Origin of the sequence: Halopenitus sp. POP-27, from assembly GCF_029889855.1 — an archaeon.
Lineage (GTDB): Archaea > Halobacteriota > Halobacteria > Halobacteriales > Haloferacaceae > Halopenitus > Halopenitus malekzadehii.
Genome location: NZ_JARANU010000005.1, coordinates 125548 through 140603 on the forward strand (window position 1 = coordinate 125548; position 15056 = coordinate 140603).

Sequence of the window (15056 nt, forward strand, 5' to 3'; positions counted from 1 at the left end):
GTACCCGGGATCGGTCGGCCGTGATTCGGCGAGCGCGTCGCGCCGAGTCGACCGATCCACGCACACCCGCACCCACACCCACTCCGACACCCGTACCTACCCGACACCATCCCATCCCACCCATATCCTATGACCGAGGACCGGACCTGCACGCTCTGTGACCTTCCCGCCGCCGACATCGTCGACGCCGACGGCAACCCGTTTTGCTGTCCCGGCTGTCGGGACGTCCACGAGACGCTCGGGTCGGTCGACGACGTCGACGCCGCCGACGTCCGGGAGCGCGTCCACGGCTCCGAGGCAGCCGAGGAGGAACCGACCGTGCCCGACGACCACGAGCCCACGTTCCTCGAGGTCGACGGGATGCACTGTGCAACCTGTGAGGCGTTCATCGAGTCGGCCGCGGCGGCGACCGACGGTGTCAGCGACGCGAGCGCGAGCTACGTGACCGAGACGGTACGGATCGACCACGACCCCGAGACGGTCTCGGCGGCCGACTTGCGTGAGGCCGTCTCGGGGCTCGGTTACAGCGCGTACGACCGGGACGACGCCTTCCGACGCCGGCGCGCGGACGCCATCGCGACGGTGCGGCTCGCGGTCGGCGTGCTCGTCGGGATGATGGTGATGTTGCAGTACGTCGCGATCATCTATCCGACCTACTTCGACGGCCTGTTCTACACCGACGCGATGGCCCGGTTCCTCTCGGATGCACTCCGGCACTCCTCGAGCACGTACTTCTACGGCTTCATCGGCATCCTCACGACGATCGTCGTCGTCGTCACCGGCAAGCCGATCCTCCGTGGCGCGTACGTGAGTCTCCGGACCCGGTCGCCGAACATGGACCTGCTCGTCGCGTTGGCGGCGATGAGCGCGTACGCCTACTCGATCCTCTCGATCGCGACCGGGAAGGAGCACGTCTACTTCGACGTGACCGTCGCGATCATCGTGATCGTCACGATCGGCACCCACTACGAGACGTCGATCAAACGCCGCGCGACCGAGCGGCTCTCGGATCTGACCGCCGTTCGCGTCGACGAAGCACGCCGGCTGGTCGACACGGACAGAACCGGAGACGACGGCACGGTCGGAGGTGGCGAACCCACGGCGGACGCAGACGCGTCGGATCCACCAGGTGTCGACGCCGACACCGAGACCGTCGCGATCGAGGACCTCAACACGGGCGACCGCCTGCTCGTTCGGGCCGGCGAGCGCGTCCCGATCGACGGCGAGGTCGTGGAGGGTGAGGGCGCGGTCGACGAGTCGGTCGTGACCGGCGAATCCCTGCCCGTGGACAAGCGGCCGGGCGACACGGTCGTCGGCGGGTCGGTCCTCGCCGACGGAGCGCTCGTCGTGCAGGTCGGCGAGGGCGCGACGAGCAGCCTCGACCGGATCGCCGAGCTCGTCTGGGACCTCCAGAGTTCCAACCACGGGATCCAGGCGCTCGCCGACCGGCTCGCGACGGTCTTCGTCCCCGTCGTGCTCGCCATCGCCGCGGTTGCGACCGTCGGAACCCTTGTGGTCGGGGCGCCGCCCGCGGAGGCGCTGCTGGTCGGACTCACCGTTCTCATCGTCTCGTGTCCGTGCGCGCTCGGGCTGGCGACGCCGCTTGCGGTCGCCGCCGGGATCCGCGACGCGCTCGCGCGGTCGATCGTCGTCTTCGACGACACCGTCTTCGAGCGCGTCCGCGAGGCCGACACGGTGGTCCTCGACAAGACCGGCACGCTGACGACCGGCGAGACGCGGGTGGTCGACCACGACCTTGACCCCGACCTCCTCGAGCGCGCCGCCGCCCTCGAGGGTCGGTCAGCCCATCCCGTCGGCACCGCGATCGCGAACGCGGTCGACGACGCGGCCGTCGGGGACGGGGTCGCGGATGCTGACGCCGACACGACGGCGACCGACGGCGGATCGTCGGTCACGTCCACGCGATCGGACGCGGACTCCGAAGCCGACGACGGGATGGCGGCCGCGACCGCGACGACCGACGAGACGGGCTCGATTGAGGAGTCCGCCGATCCATATCGCGTCGAGTCCTTCCGAAGCCACCGAACCGGCGTGTCGGGCGTGGTCGACGGCGAGAAAGTGCTCGTCGGCCATCCCGACCTCTTCGCGGAGCGTGGCTGGGCGGTTCCGGACGCGATCGCCGATCGGATCGCGGACGCACGCGCGGTGGGTCGCGTCCCGGTCGCGGTCGGCCGCAACGGCGAGGCGGAGGGAACGATCGTGGTCGGTGATGACCTTCGGGATGGCTGGCGGGAGACGGTTGCCGAACTCGCCGACCGCGGGGTCGACGTCGTCGTCCTCACCGGCGACGACGAGCGGGCGGCGACGGTCTTCGCCGACCACGACGCGGTTTCGCGGGTGTTCGCCGGCGTGCCGCCGGAGGGGAAAGCCGAAACGGTCGGGCGGCTCGCGGCGACCGGGACGACGGTGATGGTCGGCGACGGGACCAACGACGCGCCGGCGCTGGCGCGTGCGGACCTGGGGATCGCGCTCGGCGGCGGGACCGCGATGGCGGCCGACGCCGCCGACGTCGCGATCGTGGACGACGACCTCCGGTCGGTGACGACGACCTTCGACCTCGCGAGCGCCGCGGGCCGGCGCGTCAAGGGGAACATCGCCTGGGCGTTCTGTTACAACGCGATCGCGATCCCGCTTGCGGCCCTCGGCGTCCTGAACCCGCTGTTCGCCGCGGTCGCGATGGGCACGAGCAGCCTGCTCGTGGTGGCGAACTCCTCGCGGCCGCTCGTGAACGACGACGGGGAGTAGAGAAGGGACCTCCACCGTCCTCGTCAGCCGACGTTCCAGTCGGTCCTCCCCTCAGTCGACGTTCCAGTCGGTCTCGATCGCCGGCGAGTCGATGAGCGTCTGGTAGACGACGCAGTACTTCTCGGTCGCCCGCTCGAAGGTGGCCGCCGTCTCGGGGTCGATCGACTCCCCGTCGGCCGGATCGACGTCGATCGAGAGGCGGATGTCCTCGAAGCCGACCGGCGCGTCCTCGGCGACGCCCATCGTGCCCCGGAGGTCGAGGTCGCCCTCGACGTCGACGCTCACGTCCGCGTCGATGCCGAAGTTCTCCGCGACCGCCTGCGCGGTGAGCTGTGAACAGGCCGCCAGCGCGCCGAGCAGCAGGTCGCCCGAGCAGGCGCCCGACCCCGGCCCGCCGGCGCCCTCGTGGAGCTCGGCCTCGTAGATCGCCCGGCCGATGTCGACGTCGCAGGCGCGTCCCTCCTCGGCCTGCTCGGCACCGGTGGCCGACAGCGTTACCTTCGCCGCGTCCGGGTTCTTCTCGTACTCCGCCTTCAGCGGCTCCTGGATCTCCGGCAAGTCCCGATCGGTGGATTCCGACATACCCATCGGTGGGCGGTGAGGACAGGAACGGATTTGGAGGGCGACAAATACCGCCGTCGTCTGGGACGTAGTTCGTCTTGGCGCCCCGCCCCTACTCCTCGACGGCGCTTGCGGCCCGGACGATCGTCTCCTCGCCGAATTGGGGGCCGATCAGCTGGAGGCCGACCGGAAGTCCCTCGGCGGTGCCGGCGGGGACGGAGATCGCGGGGAGGTTCGCCAGGTTGACCGGCGTCGTGTTCGCGTCGGCGAGGTACATCGTCATCGGGTCGTCGATCCCTTCACCCAGCTCGAAGGGGAGCACGGGCATCGTCGGCGAGGCGATCACGTCGACGTCCGCGAAGGCGTCGTCGAAGTCCGACCGGACCCACGCGCGGGCGTCCTGTGCCTTCTTGTAGTACTTGTCGTGGTAGCCGGCCGAGAGCGCGTAGGTACCCAGGAGGATCCGGCGTTTGACCTCCTCGCCGAAGCCCTCCGAGCGCGTCTCGGCGAACGTCTCGTTCCAGTTGCCGTCGTGGCCGGCCGAGTGACCGTATCGGACGCCGTCGAAGCGCGCGAGGTTCGAGGAGGCCTCCGAGGTCGCGATGACGTAGTAGGCCTGAACGGCGTGTTCGACCGACGGGAGCGAGACCTCGACCGTCTCGGCGCCCTGCGCCTCCAGATCGTCGATCGCGGATCGGACGGTTTCGACGACGCCTTCGTGGGCCCCCTCGAAGAGTTCGGGGACGACGCCGATCGTCATCCCGTCGACGTCACCGTCGGCGGCGGCCGCGTAGTTCGCGTCCGCGCCGGCCTCCCGGGTCGTGGCGTCGTGCGGGTCGGGGCCGGCGATGACGTCGAGCAGCGCCGCCGCGTCCTCGACGGTCCCGGCGATCGGGCCGATCTGCTCGAGGGAGTTCGCGTACGCGATCAGCCCGTATCGCGAGACGAGTCCGTAGGTCGGCTTGATCCCGACGACGCCGCAGAAGGCCGCGGGACAGCGGACCGACCCGCCCGTGTCGGTTCCGAGCGCGAGGTCGGCCTCGCCGGCGGCGACCGCGGCCGCGGAGCCGCCCGATGAGCCGCCGGGGACGCGGTCCGGATCGACCGGGTTGCGCGTCGGGCCGAACTGGGACGTCTCCGTGGTCGTCCCCATCCCGAACTCGTCCATGTTCGCCTTACCGACGATCGTCGCGCCGGCGTCCGTGAGTCGCTCGACGACGGTGGCGTCGTAGGGCGGGACGTAGCCCTCGAGCATTCGGGACCCGCAGGTCGTCTCGACGCCGGCCGTCGAGATGTTGTCCTTGACCGCGACGGTGGCGTCCGCGAGGGGTCCCGCGTCGGCACCCGCGATCGATTCCTCGGTGATGAACGCGTTGAGGTCGGCCGCCATCTACGACACCCGCGGGCCGCGGAAGTAGCCGTCTTCGGTCTCCGAGGCGTTCCGGAGCGCCTCCGACTGGGTGAGCCCCTCACGGACCTCGTCGGGACGCATCACGTTCACGAGCTCCGGCTCGCGGTCGTGCTCGGGGACCTCATCCAGCGTCTCGAAGTACTCGAGGATCTCCGCGAACTGTTCGGGGAACCGCTCCCGCTCCGCCTCCTCGAGGTCGACGCGCGCGAGGCTCGCGACGTGGTCGACGTCCTCGACGTCGACGTCGGTCGCGTCAGTCGCGTCGACAGCCTCCGTCGTGTCCGTGGTTGCGGTGTCTGCGGCATCCGCCGCGTCCGCCGCGTCCGCAGCCGCCTCGGACCGTTCGTCGGGCGAATCGCTCATACCGATGAGTGTGACGGCCCGGGAGTAAGGGTTTCGAATCCGACGACCACCGCATCCACGATTCTGCCCGGTGACCCGAATCATCCCCTCACTTCGGCGTCACCTCGAAGTCCGGGGTTGCACCGCGCAGGGTCCGCCACACCGCGCTCGCGATCGGAATCGCCCACAGCGCCGCGTAGATCGCCTGCGTGATCGGGTTCGAGATCAGGTAGAATCGAGCCGTCTGACGGCGGGTCTCGAGGCGAACCGCGCGCCGCGTCGCCGCGTACGTCCGGCGCGTGAACTCGATCCAACAGAGGAGGTTGAACGCGACGAGGACGGTCACCGGGGTCGGAAGCGTGATACCTGGTCCGACGAGCACGGACCACGCGACGATCGCGCCCACCGGGATCCCGAGGAAGTTCGCCACCGAGATGGCCTGGTTGGCCACGGTGAACGTCCAAAATCGGACCCGTTCCCGCAGCGTGAACTCCCTTCGGAACAGGTGACCGTACGGCCCGCCGACCCAACGGCGTTTCTGTCGGATCCAGTCCCGGAAGTCGGGCGGACAGAGATCCTGAACGTATCGGTCGACGACCCCGAGTCGGTAGCCGCGCAGGTAGGCCGCGACGCCGAGGGTCATGTCTTCGGTGATCGCGTCCGGATCCCAGGCGTCAAGCGCGTACAGGTCGGCGACGCCGATGAAGTAGCCCTTTCCGAGAAGCTGATAGGGCCCCGTGCTGGTTCGCGTGTAGATCGCGTCCGACCAGGCAGCGATCCCCATCGCCTCAAGGGTCGGTAACCAGCCGTCCGCGACGTTTCGAACCGTCTGTTTGGCCTGGACGATGTCGTATTCCTCGAGTCCGCCGACCGCGAGCCGAAACGTGTCCGCGGGAAGCGTCGTGTCGGCGTCGGAGACGGTGACCACGTCGTCGGGGGCGAACGATAGCGAGGCGAACGCGTACGTTAGCGCTGCGGCCTTGGTTCGGGGGACGAAGTCCCCGGCGATCAATCGCGCGTTCGCCTGCAGGTAATACGACAGCCCCTCCCGGTCGACCACGTGCGGGACGACGTCCCACCCACGTTCGGCCGCCGCCGCGGCGAGGTCGTCGACGTAGCCGCCGACGAGGTCGTCGTCCGCCTCGTAGATCACGTAGACGTGGATCGCATCGGTCGGGTACTCCTGGGCGAACACGTCGGCGATCGTCTCCTCGATGACCGCCCGTCGTTCGCTGCGGATCGCCAGGAGGACGTGGATCGGCCGAAACCGATCGGCCCGAGTCGTCCCCGCATCCGCCGTCGCTGAGACGCCGACATCGCTTCCCCAAACGGGAACGTCGGCGGCGTCGTCACCATTTCCCGGGACGTCGGCGGCGTCGTCACCGCCGAACGGGATCGCGAGGGCCTCGTCGACCCGGTTGACCGGTTGGGTATATAACAGCAAGGCCACCGAGAGGTTGACCAGCCCGTAGATGACCTGGGTGGCGACGAACACGTTCAACAGCGCGGCAACCGACGGTTCAAGCACGCCAGAGACTGTTCGCCCACAGCATATGAAGCTTGGCTCGATCACGGCTGCTGCCGGGTCCCGTGACGATCGGTCGCGGTCCTCGCGGTCCTCACAGCCGATCGGGGATGGCTCCGTGGCCCCGTGGGGCCCTGACGCGGGAGACTTTTTACCACGGGGGAGGAACCGGCGAGTATGATCTCACTCGAGGACGCCGTCACGGCCCGGCTCGAATCACACGGGGAGCGGTTCGAGGTGCTGATCGACCCCGACGCGGCGCTGGCGATGAAACGCGGCGACTTCGAGGGCGACCTCGAGGACGTGATCGCCGCCGAGGACGTCTTCGAGAACGCCTCACGCGGCGATCGCCCGGCCGAGTCCGCCCTCGAGGAGGTGTTCGGAACGACCGACCCGATGGCGATCATCCCCGAGGTGGTCGAGCGTGGCGAGATCCAGATCACCGCCGATCAACGCCGCGAGATGCAGGAGCGCAAGCGCAAACAGCTCATCAACACGATCGCGCGCAACGCGATAAACCCCCAGATGGACGACTCGCCGCACCCGCCCGAGCGCATCGACCGCGCCCTCGAGGAGGCCGGGTTCACCATCGATCCGATGGAGCCCGTCGAGAACCAGGTCGACGACGCTCTGGAGGCGCTGCGACCCGTGATCCCGATCCGGTTCGAGGAGATCACGGTCGCCGTGCAGCTGCCGCCGGACTACGCCGGATCCGGACAGGCGCAGATACGCGAATTCGGCGACCTCGAGCGTGAGGAGTGGCAAAACGACGGATCCTGGGTCGGCGTCGTGACCTTCCCGGCCGGCCTGCAAAACGACTTCTACGACCTGGCCAACGAGGTCTCCTCGGGGAACGCCGAGACGCAGGTCGTCAAGGACAAAGACGACCTCCGAACGCGATAGCGGTCACTCAGCGACGATCGCGATCCGGTGTCCGTCCGGATCGCGAACGCGGACGCCGCCGTCGATCGGTTCCACGATCTCGGTCGCCGCTTCCCCGGTCGCATCGGTCGCATCGGTCGCATCGGTCGCATCGGTTCCACCCACCGAACCCGCCGAACCCGCCGTCGCGATCGCGTCAGCAAGCCGGTCGGCATCGACGTCGGGATCGTCGCTCGCCAGTCCGAGATCGACGTGGCACCCACCACGCGCGTCGGCGATCCCGATGTGTGGTTCCCACAGTTCGAGATCGAACGGCCCCCGGAGGCGAACGCGCGGCCGGTCGTCGCCGCGATCGACGACCTCGAAGCCGAGCGAACGGTAGATCGCCTCGCTCCGCTCCAGGGACGTGACCTCGAGAACGACCTCGAAGATCCCCGTGAGTGCCGGCGTGTCTCCACGAGTGCCGGCGTCGTCAGCCCCCTCAAGCGTCCCGATCTCGACGCAATGCCCGTCGTGGTCATCGACGTACAGGGACCGATACGCCCCGAACGTCCGTTCGACGGGATCGAGATCCGCACAGCGATCGATCCAGGCGTCGTAGGCGTCGGCGGTCGTCGAGAGGGCAAAATGGGTGTGGACGCCGCCACGCGGGATCGACCGTGGGCGGCGGAGCACGAGGCGCGACCCGGTATCACCGACCGCATAGGCGACTTCCCGATCGGTCCGGTGAATGCGCTCGTGGCCGAGCCCGAGTCGATCCTCGTAGAACTCGCGTGCGCGATCGAGCGACTGGACCTCGAGCGCGAGGTGTGTGAGTCGGGTGATGGTCATCGGTGGGGATGGCGACGGGGGACCGCGGGGGAATCACCGAGCGTCCGGTTCCGGCAACGCGTGTCGGCGTCGAGTGGCGTGCCGGCTACTCGCCCGCGCTCATCGCGCGGTGGAACGGCTTGTTCGCGATCGTTTCCCGCAGGTCGGCAAGCGAGTCGCGACCGGCGTCGCTGGCGGCCGACATCACCGCGAACACCTCCTTGCGGGAGACCTTCACGCCGGTCTCGGTGAGCGCGTCCTCCGGGCGCGACTGGATCTCCCGAAGCGTTCCGACCGCAAGCAGGTAGGGGACGCTCCAGGCGGCCATCGTGTTGCCGTGTTTCAGCGGCATCGTCTCCAGGTACGCCTGGGCGTCGTCGAGGAACGAGTGGGCGTACTCTGCGGTCCGGTCGACGACGCGGGCGGAGGAGTCGTGGTTCTCGGGGTCGACGATCGACTCCTGGTCGACGCCCTCGGCGGCGAGCCACTCGGCGGGGATGTAGACGTTGTTCTCGGCGGTGTAATCGTCGTAGACGTCCTTCGAGACGTTGACGAGCTGGAGGAGCAGGCCGAACTCCTCGGCGGTGTCGTAGAGCCGTTGCACGCGATCGTCGTCGACGTCAGCCCGGGTCAGGAGGTTGGTGATCAGCGTGCCGACGGTGCCGGCGGCATAATAACAGTACTGCTCGAGCTCGTCCCGGTCGTCGATCCGGAGCCCGCCCGCCTCCGCGTGCCGGTCGAGGAACATCGCCATCCCGTCGACCATCTCCCGAACCGGGGGCACGATGGCCGACCGAACGTCCTCGGGGAACTCCTGGAAGGTCGCCACGATCGTCGGCGACCGGGCGACGACCGCCCAGTCCGCGTTCCGCTCCGCCTCGGGCGGGACCCACTCGTCGACGGCCGCGCGGAACTCGTCGACGTCGGTGTCGCCGTCGGGATCGAGGACGGCGTCGTAGGTCTCGAGCAGCTCGGTCTGGGCTGCCGGCGGGATGTGACCGGCGTCCTCGACGGTATCGGCGACTCGGCAGAGGAGGTAGCCGAGACAGATGTGACTCGCCATCGGCTCCTCGAGCACGTCAACGGTCAGCGCGAAGGTGCGCGACACGCCTTGCACTGCCTCGTGACACCAGTCGAGGTCCGCCCGGGCGGCCTCGTGGTCGCCACCGGCGGCCGACTCGACGTCGGACTCGCCGGCGGATATGTTACGTCCGCTCATTCAGATATCGACCATAGAACGTGCGGGGTAAAAAGTCTCGTGGGGACGGTCCGTGATCTATGATGGCCCCGTTTTGGCGGCCGTCGATCGCGTTCGAAGCCTCCGGTATATTATACATATTATAAATATATGATATAATATATTTAAACGGAATAATTGAATATATGGTATTCATTTGGACCGTCGGTTGAACGAGGTCGTGGCGACGATCGGCGGTCATGATGAGGTTATGATGAAGTCGTGACGATCAGAGCGCGTCGCCACGCAGTCGTGATGTGTCGCCTCCAGCTTATTGATGGATGGGTTAAATCGAGTTTTACGCCGGTTAGACGTCGAATGCGCTCGATGGCCGTCTGGATAGCCGGATGGAGAAACGAAATCTCGGATATCGTATCCGTGATCGATCAGCAGTCCACCGTTGCCCCCGTTCGTCCTCCATTTCCGGTTGGTGTTCGAAATTTCTGATATAAATACAATATATATTATAGATATATAGTTACTCTGTCACTCGAGACGAGAGCAGCTCGGCGACGAGAACGATCGACAGGGAGAAGACGACGATCACGGTGCCGACGACGTTGATCGAGGGGTTGAGCCCCGTCCGGATCATCGAGTAGATGACGATCGGGAGCGTCTCAGTGTTGGTGCCGATCCAGGGAGGTCTGGCTGAAGTCGTCGAAGGAGTCGTGAACGCGAGCAGCATCCCTGCGACGACGCCGGGGAGGATGAACGGGAACGGCACCTCGAAGAAGACGCGCGTCTCGGCGGCCCCGAGGTTCTTGGCGGCCTCCTCGAGTGACCGGTCGAACGTGGAGGGCCGGACCGCCTATTCTTCGATGATCGCCTCGACGAGCGTTTCGTGCTCGAAGTCGTTGATCGGGTGGCTCTCGTTTTTGACCGTGGTGATCACGAACTTCGAACTCGTGCGACGGATCTCGTCGATCGACTCGTAGGACTCCACGAGGTCCTCGACCATCCGCCGATCGGTGACGTGTGCGATGACGATGAAGTCGGTATCGCCCATCGTGAAGTACACTTGGTTGACCCCTTCGATCTCGCCGATCCGCTCGCCGACGGATTCGTGGTAATCCTCCTCGTACTCGGCGTACACTTCGCTTATCAACACGATGGAGAGTCCCACCTTCGAGAGGTCCATCTCGTAGAGATCGTTCAGAATGACGCCCTTCTCGCGGAGCTGTTCGATCCGGTAGTGAACGGTTGATTTGGGGATCCCCGTGTGTTCGTGGATCCGTTCCGGGCTGTTGATCCGCTCCGATGCGATCGTCTTGAGGATACGCAGGTCTTTTTCGTCCATGGGTGTTGCGGGCTCGAACGTGGCTCGAGGCCGACGAACCGGCCGCCGTTCCGCGTGTGTTTGAACCACGTTCAGTTATGGAGACATAGTTCGACTTATGTATTAATTCTTTCCCATCGGAACGGGTTCCGCACGCGCGTTCGAGCAGCGATCGCCCTTCTGCCGGGTGTCCGTCGTGGCATCATGTGACTATTTGATCACTCTCGAAGGTTATTACACGCTTAGCGTTGTAAGTTTGTTTCTCCCGCCAGGTATTATGAATAAAAGTTCAAAATACCACGATACTCGGGACAACATCCTGATTTATTACTTACTCTTGGATAGAAATTCAGCTCACTCGAGCGTCGACCAGTACTCCGTGTGGTAGTCGACGGCATCTGCGACGGCGTCGACGTCGACGGTCGCGTCGATCCCGGCGAGCGGATCGACCGCCCCCGGATCCTGGTCGGCGCTGACGAGTTACAGATCGGGTTTGACCCACTCGATCCGGTCGGGGATCTCCATCCGGAGGATCCGGTTGATGGTGCGGACCCACTCGGGGTCGATCCGGATGGGGCTCGCGGGAGGCGAGCCGCCCGGTCCACTCGGCCCCGTTCTCGCCGGCGGGATCGTCGTGTACCAGAAGCTGTCGTGCCGGAACACGGTCGCCGTGCGTGTCATATCGGCCGCACGGGTGGTGGTCGTCTCACTCTTTCGGCCGGTGGCCGTCTCGCGTCGGTGACCGCCGTGATCACGACATACTGTCGGACAAACGGACGGGACCGACGATGATACCCAACCCATCCGTCGACGAGGACGGAGAATTGCGAGGAATCAGACGACAGTCCGGGTGTGAGCGGCTCGAGCACACTCCAACTCGGTGACTACTGGCGGGCGAAACTCCTCGCGGAGTTTCGTCCGACTGTATCAGGACGTATCGATCAGGTCGAAGGCCGTCCCGGCGCCCGCCTCGTTGGCCACTTCGTAGGTGACGCGCGCGGCGGCGACGTCCTGGATCGCCAGGCCGGTGGAGTCGAACACGGTGATCCCGTCGTCGTCGGTTCGGCCGGGCTTGGCCCCGGCGACGATCTCACCGATCTCGGCGTAGATGTGGGGGTCCTCGATCTCTCCCCGTCCGTAGGGGACGTTGATCTCCCCGGAGTGGGTGGTCTGCGCGTGGTCGTCGATCGTCAGCTTGGCGGCCTCCAACACCGCGGTCTCGAGCTCCTGTTTGCCCGCCGCGTCGGCGCCCATCGCGTTGATGTGGGTGTGCTCGCCCACGTCATCGAGGCTCACGATCGGTTCGCGCACGGGCGTGACCGTGGAGAGGACGTCACAGGAGGCGGCCTCGGCGATCGATCCCGCGCGAACGTCGAAGTCGTCCTCGAAGTGGTCGATGAACCGAGCGACCCGATCCTCATCGAGATCGCTCACGACGATCTCGGTAATCGGTCGCACCTCGGCGATCGCCTCGACCTGGGTGTACGACTGGATGCCGGCGCCGACGATCCCCAGCGTCGAGGCGTCCTCGATCGCCAGATGGTCGGTCGCAACCGCCGCCGCGGCACCGGTGCGCTGCATCGTCAGCGCCGTGCCGTCCATGATCGACAGCGGCAGCGCCGTCTCGGGGTCCGAGTAGATCATCGTCCCCATCACCGTGGGCAGATCGTGTTTCTCGGGGTTGTCTGGGTGGACGTTGACCCACTTGATCCCGGCGGCGTCCCAGTCGCCGGCGTCCATGTACGCCGGCATCGACCGGAAGTCGCCGTTGTACCGCTCCAGTTCGATGTATGATTTTGCGGGCATCTGAACGCTGCCGCGCTCGTAGGCCGCGAAGGCCTCCTCGACGGCCGGGATGACGTCGGTCATCCGGGCGTGCGTTTCGACGTCCTCGCTGGACAGCAACAGGACTGACATACCAGACTCTCTCGAGTCTAGGATAATAAAACCAATTATTCCGGAAACCTTGTCTTCCCTTTCACCGATGAACGTCTCGTTAGATCCTATCCAACTCCGCGGGACGGGCCGCCACAGCCCTGCGGCACCGATCGGTGGCGGGACCGAACGGCGGCCTCACGGCCGTCTTCCGCCGGTACGTCGCCGTTCCGCCGGTGACGCACAACTAATATATAGTATGACCGTGAAGGATTTACTCGGATGAGCTCCGATCAAAGTGCACAACAGTTGGCTGACGATCCAGATTGGATCCCCCACTGGTACGATCCGGACGGCGACAGCGCGCCGATAACCCACGGCGAGGGTGCGCGGGTGATCGACGACCAGGGTGAGTCGTATCTCGATTTCATCGCGTCGCTCTACTGCGTCAACGCCGGCCACGACAACCAGGCGATCATCGACGCAGTCAAGACGCAACTCGACCGGATTCCGTACGTCTCCTCGGGCAAGGAGAACGACACGCGGACGAAGCTGGCCCGCCGACTCGCCGAGGTCTCGCCGGAGCCGCTCACCGACGTCGTCTTCTCGGTGTCGGGCAGCGAGGCGAACGAGCTGGCCGTCCAGTACGCCCGTGAGTACCGCGACGCCCCGAAGGTCCTGACCCGGTGGCAGTCCTATCACGGCAGCACTTACGGAACCGCGGCGCTCACCGCCGACCCCAGCACGCGGAACAACGTCAACTCCCACGCCGCAGTGACGGGATCGGGCAAGTTCCTGCCGCCCCTCCCGTCGGTCTTCGACGCCGAGGGCGAGGAGCTCGCCGAACAGGCCGCCAACCACGTCGAATACGTGATCCGCAACGAGGGCCCCGACTCCGTGGCCGCGATCCTGATGGAGCCGGTGGCGGGCTCCAGCGGCGCCTATCCCGCACCCGAAGGCTACTTCGAGCGCCTCCGGGAGATCTGTGACGAGTACGGGGTCCTGCTCATCGCCGATGAGGTGATCGCGGGATTCGGCCGCTGCGGGGAGATGTTCGCGATGCAGGACGAGGGCGTCGATCCGGACATGATCTCCTTCGCGAAGGGCGTGACGAGCGCGTACGTTCCCCTTGCGGGCGTCCTGATGCGCAAGGAGATCGCCGACGACATCCGCGAGGACGGCACCGATGTTGGACAGACCTTCGCGGGCCACCCGTTGGGCTGTGCCGCCGGGCTCGCGGCGATCGACGAGTACGAGGACCACCTCATCGAGAACGGCCGGGAGATGGGTGCGCTGTTGGAGGAGGGTCTTCACGATCTCGCGGACTCGTACGACGAGATCTCCCACGTTCACGGGAAGGGGCTCCTGTGGGGCATCGTCGTGGAGAACCCCGAGACGGGCGAGCCGTTCGCGAACTCCTGGGTCGACGACGACGTCGACAACCCCGTTAGCGAGGTCCTTGGCGAGGCCAAGGACCGCGGCGTCCTCGTGGGTCTGGGCCGGCCCGACTACCAGATCACCCTCTCGCCGCCGCTGTGCATCGATGAGGACGACGTCGAGGAGGCCCTCGACGCGCTCGACGAATCGTTCGCCGCCGTCTTCGAGTGAGGTAGCCGTCGGCCGTTCCCGTGCTATCGGCTTTTTCGCGCGCTATCGATCCCGACAGTACGCCGCGAAGTTCTCCAACACCGCCGTCGCGTTACACTCGCCGAAGGAGTGATCGCCGTCGGACCAGTCGCTTGGCCGGTCGCGGACGCGCTCGGTGAACTCGGGATGGAACTGCACGGTCCAGATCGGCGCGTCGACGTGGCGGGTGCAGAAGTGGTCGTTGTAGTCGGTCTCGGCGATCGGCTCCATCCCCTCGCCGGGCTCGACGACGAGGTCCGAGTGAAGCACCGGAACGACCGGGTTCACGCCCGCCAGGATCGGGTCGTCCGCGTCGAGCGTCGTCATCTCGACGAACGTCGCCCGGCGGCGGTCCTCGATCACCTCGCCGCCGAAGGCGTCGTTGATCAGTTGGTGGCCGAAACAGACGCCCAAAAGCGGGATCGACTCCGCCCGACACGTCTCGACGAGCGACCGCTGGTCGTCGAACCAGTCGTAGCCGTCCTCGTAGACGCTCGCGGTGGAGCCGCTCACGATCACGCCGTCGAACTGCGAGAGCGGGGGCGTTTCCGGGTCCTCCGCGTAGACGTGATACTCGCTGTCGGGCGTGAACGCGGCGATCTCCGGGCCGAGGTATCGGTAATCGGGCTGGACTTCGTCGTCGAGGACGAGGATCATCGATCGTCCCTCGTATCCGGAGAAGGATAAATTATTGTACCTCGACTGCAACCCACATCCAGACGGTGGCACATAACCAATGAGACCA

At 66.4% G+C, this 15056-nt stretch carries 13 protein-coding genes and 1 pseudogene; 3 read left to right on the forward strand and 11 right to left on the reverse strand.

Translation table 11 applies throughout. The features are described 5' to 3' along the window. Window positions 1-129: 129 nt before the first annotated feature. Window positions 130-2766 carry a cation-translocating P-type ATPase gene (locus tag OQF70_RS04985; protein WP_280536219.1) on the forward strand — a complete coding sequence of 879 codons (2637 nt, stop codon included), beginning with the start codon at window positions 130-132 and terminating at the stop codon, window positions 2764-2766. 51 nt (window positions 2767-2817) lie between these two features. Here OQF70_RS04985 and OQF70_RS04990 read toward each other — a convergent pair whose 3' ends face one another. The 4 genes from OQF70_RS04990 to OQF70_RS05005 all read right to left on the reverse strand — a co-directional run bounded on the left by OQF70_RS04990 (window position 2818) and on the right by OQF70_RS05005 (window position 6608). Further along, entirely contained in the window at window positions 2818-3348 is a 531-nt protein-coding gene (locus OQF70_RS04990; protein WP_280536220.1) for an OsmC family protein, read from the reverse strand. A gap of 91 nt (window positions 3349-3439) precedes the next feature. Then, entirely contained in the window at window positions 3440-4717 is a 1278-nt protein-coding gene (gene gatA, locus OQF70_RS04995; RefSeq protein WP_280536221.1) for an Asp-tRNA(Asn)/Glu-tRNA(Gln) amidotransferase subunit GatA, read from the reverse strand. Beyond that, window positions 4718-5101, reverse strand: a complete 384-nt coding sequence (gene gatC, locus OQF70_RS05000) for an Asp-tRNA(Asn)/Glu-tRNA(Gln) amidotransferase subunit GatC (RefSeq protein ID WP_280536222.1) — start codon at window positions 5099-5101, stop codon at window positions 4718-4720. An 88-nt stretch (window positions 5102-5189) separates the two neighbouring features. Further along, on the reverse strand, window positions 5190-6608 hold the full coding sequence (locus tag OQF70_RS05005) for a glycosyltransferase family 2 protein (protein WP_280536223.1): 1419 nt from the start codon (window positions 6606-6608) through the stop codon (window positions 5190-5192). Between the two features lie 174 nt (window positions 6609-6782). Here OQF70_RS05005 and OQF70_RS05010 point away from each other — a divergent pair, with 174 nt between their 5' ends. Continuing rightward, window positions 6783-7508: a ribosome assembly factor SBDS gene (locus OQF70_RS05010; protein WP_280536225.1), complete on the forward strand. Its 726-nt coding sequence runs from the start codon at window positions 6783-6785 to the stop codon at window positions 7506-7508. Between the two features lie 3 nt (window positions 7509-7511). Here the strand turns inward: OQF70_RS05010 and OQF70_RS05015 are convergent, their stop codons facing one another. The 6 genes and pseudogenes from OQF70_RS05015 to OQF70_RS05040 all read right to left on the reverse strand — a co-directional run bounded on the left by OQF70_RS05015 (window position 7512) and on the right by OQF70_RS05040 (window position 12727). Next, entirely contained in the window at window positions 7512-8318 is an 807-nt protein-coding gene (locus OQF70_RS05015; protein WP_280536227.1) for a VOC family protein, read from the reverse strand. A gap of 85 nt (window positions 8319-8403) precedes the next feature. Continuing rightward, window positions 8404-9516 (reverse strand): phytoene/squalene synthase family protein, encoded by a 1113-nt coding sequence (locus OQF70_RS05020; protein WP_280536228.1) that lies wholly within the window; start codon window positions 9514-9516, stop codon window positions 8404-8406. A gap of 496 nt (window positions 9517-10012) precedes the next feature. Continuing rightward, a pseudogene (locus OQF70_RS05025) lies at window positions 10013-10315 on the reverse strand (ABC transporter permease subunit); the annotation flags it as partial. Between the two features lie 27 nt (window positions 10316-10342). Then, complete coding sequence (locus OQF70_RS05030) at window positions 10343-10831, reverse strand: Lrp/AsnC family transcriptional regulator (RefSeq protein ID WP_280536230.1); 489 nt, start codon at window positions 10829-10831, stop codon at window positions 10343-10345. A 459-nt stretch (window positions 10832-11290) separates the two neighbouring features. Continuing rightward, window positions 11291-11491, reverse strand: coding sequence for a hypothetical protein (locus tag OQF70_RS05035; RefSeq protein ID WP_280536231.1), 201 nt, complete (start codon window positions 11489-11491; stop codon window positions 11291-11293). A 246-nt stretch (window positions 11492-11737) separates the two neighbouring features. Further along, window positions 11738-12727 (reverse strand): ornithine cyclodeaminase family protein, encoded by a 990-nt coding sequence (locus tag OQF70_RS05040; RefSeq protein WP_280536232.1) that lies wholly within the window; start codon window positions 12725-12727, stop codon window positions 11738-11740. A 240-nt stretch (window positions 12728-12967) separates the two neighbouring features. Between OQF70_RS05040 and OQF70_RS05045 the strand changes: the two genes are divergently transcribed. Next, complete coding sequence (locus OQF70_RS05045) at window positions 12968-14293, forward strand: aspartate aminotransferase family protein (RefSeq protein WP_280536233.1); 1326 nt, start codon at window positions 12968-12970, stop codon at window positions 14291-14293. 42 nt (window positions 14294-14335) lie between these two features. On the opposite strand, the gene OQF70_RS05050 is transcribed toward OQF70_RS05045, so the two are convergent. Then, the gene (locus OQF70_RS05050; RefSeq protein ID WP_280536235.1) at window positions 14336-14968 is read right to left on the reverse strand and encodes a type 1 glutamine amidotransferase; all 633 of its coding nucleotides are present in this window, start codon (window positions 14966-14968) and stop codon (window positions 14336-14338) included. Window positions 14969-15056 lie beyond the last annotated feature (88 nt).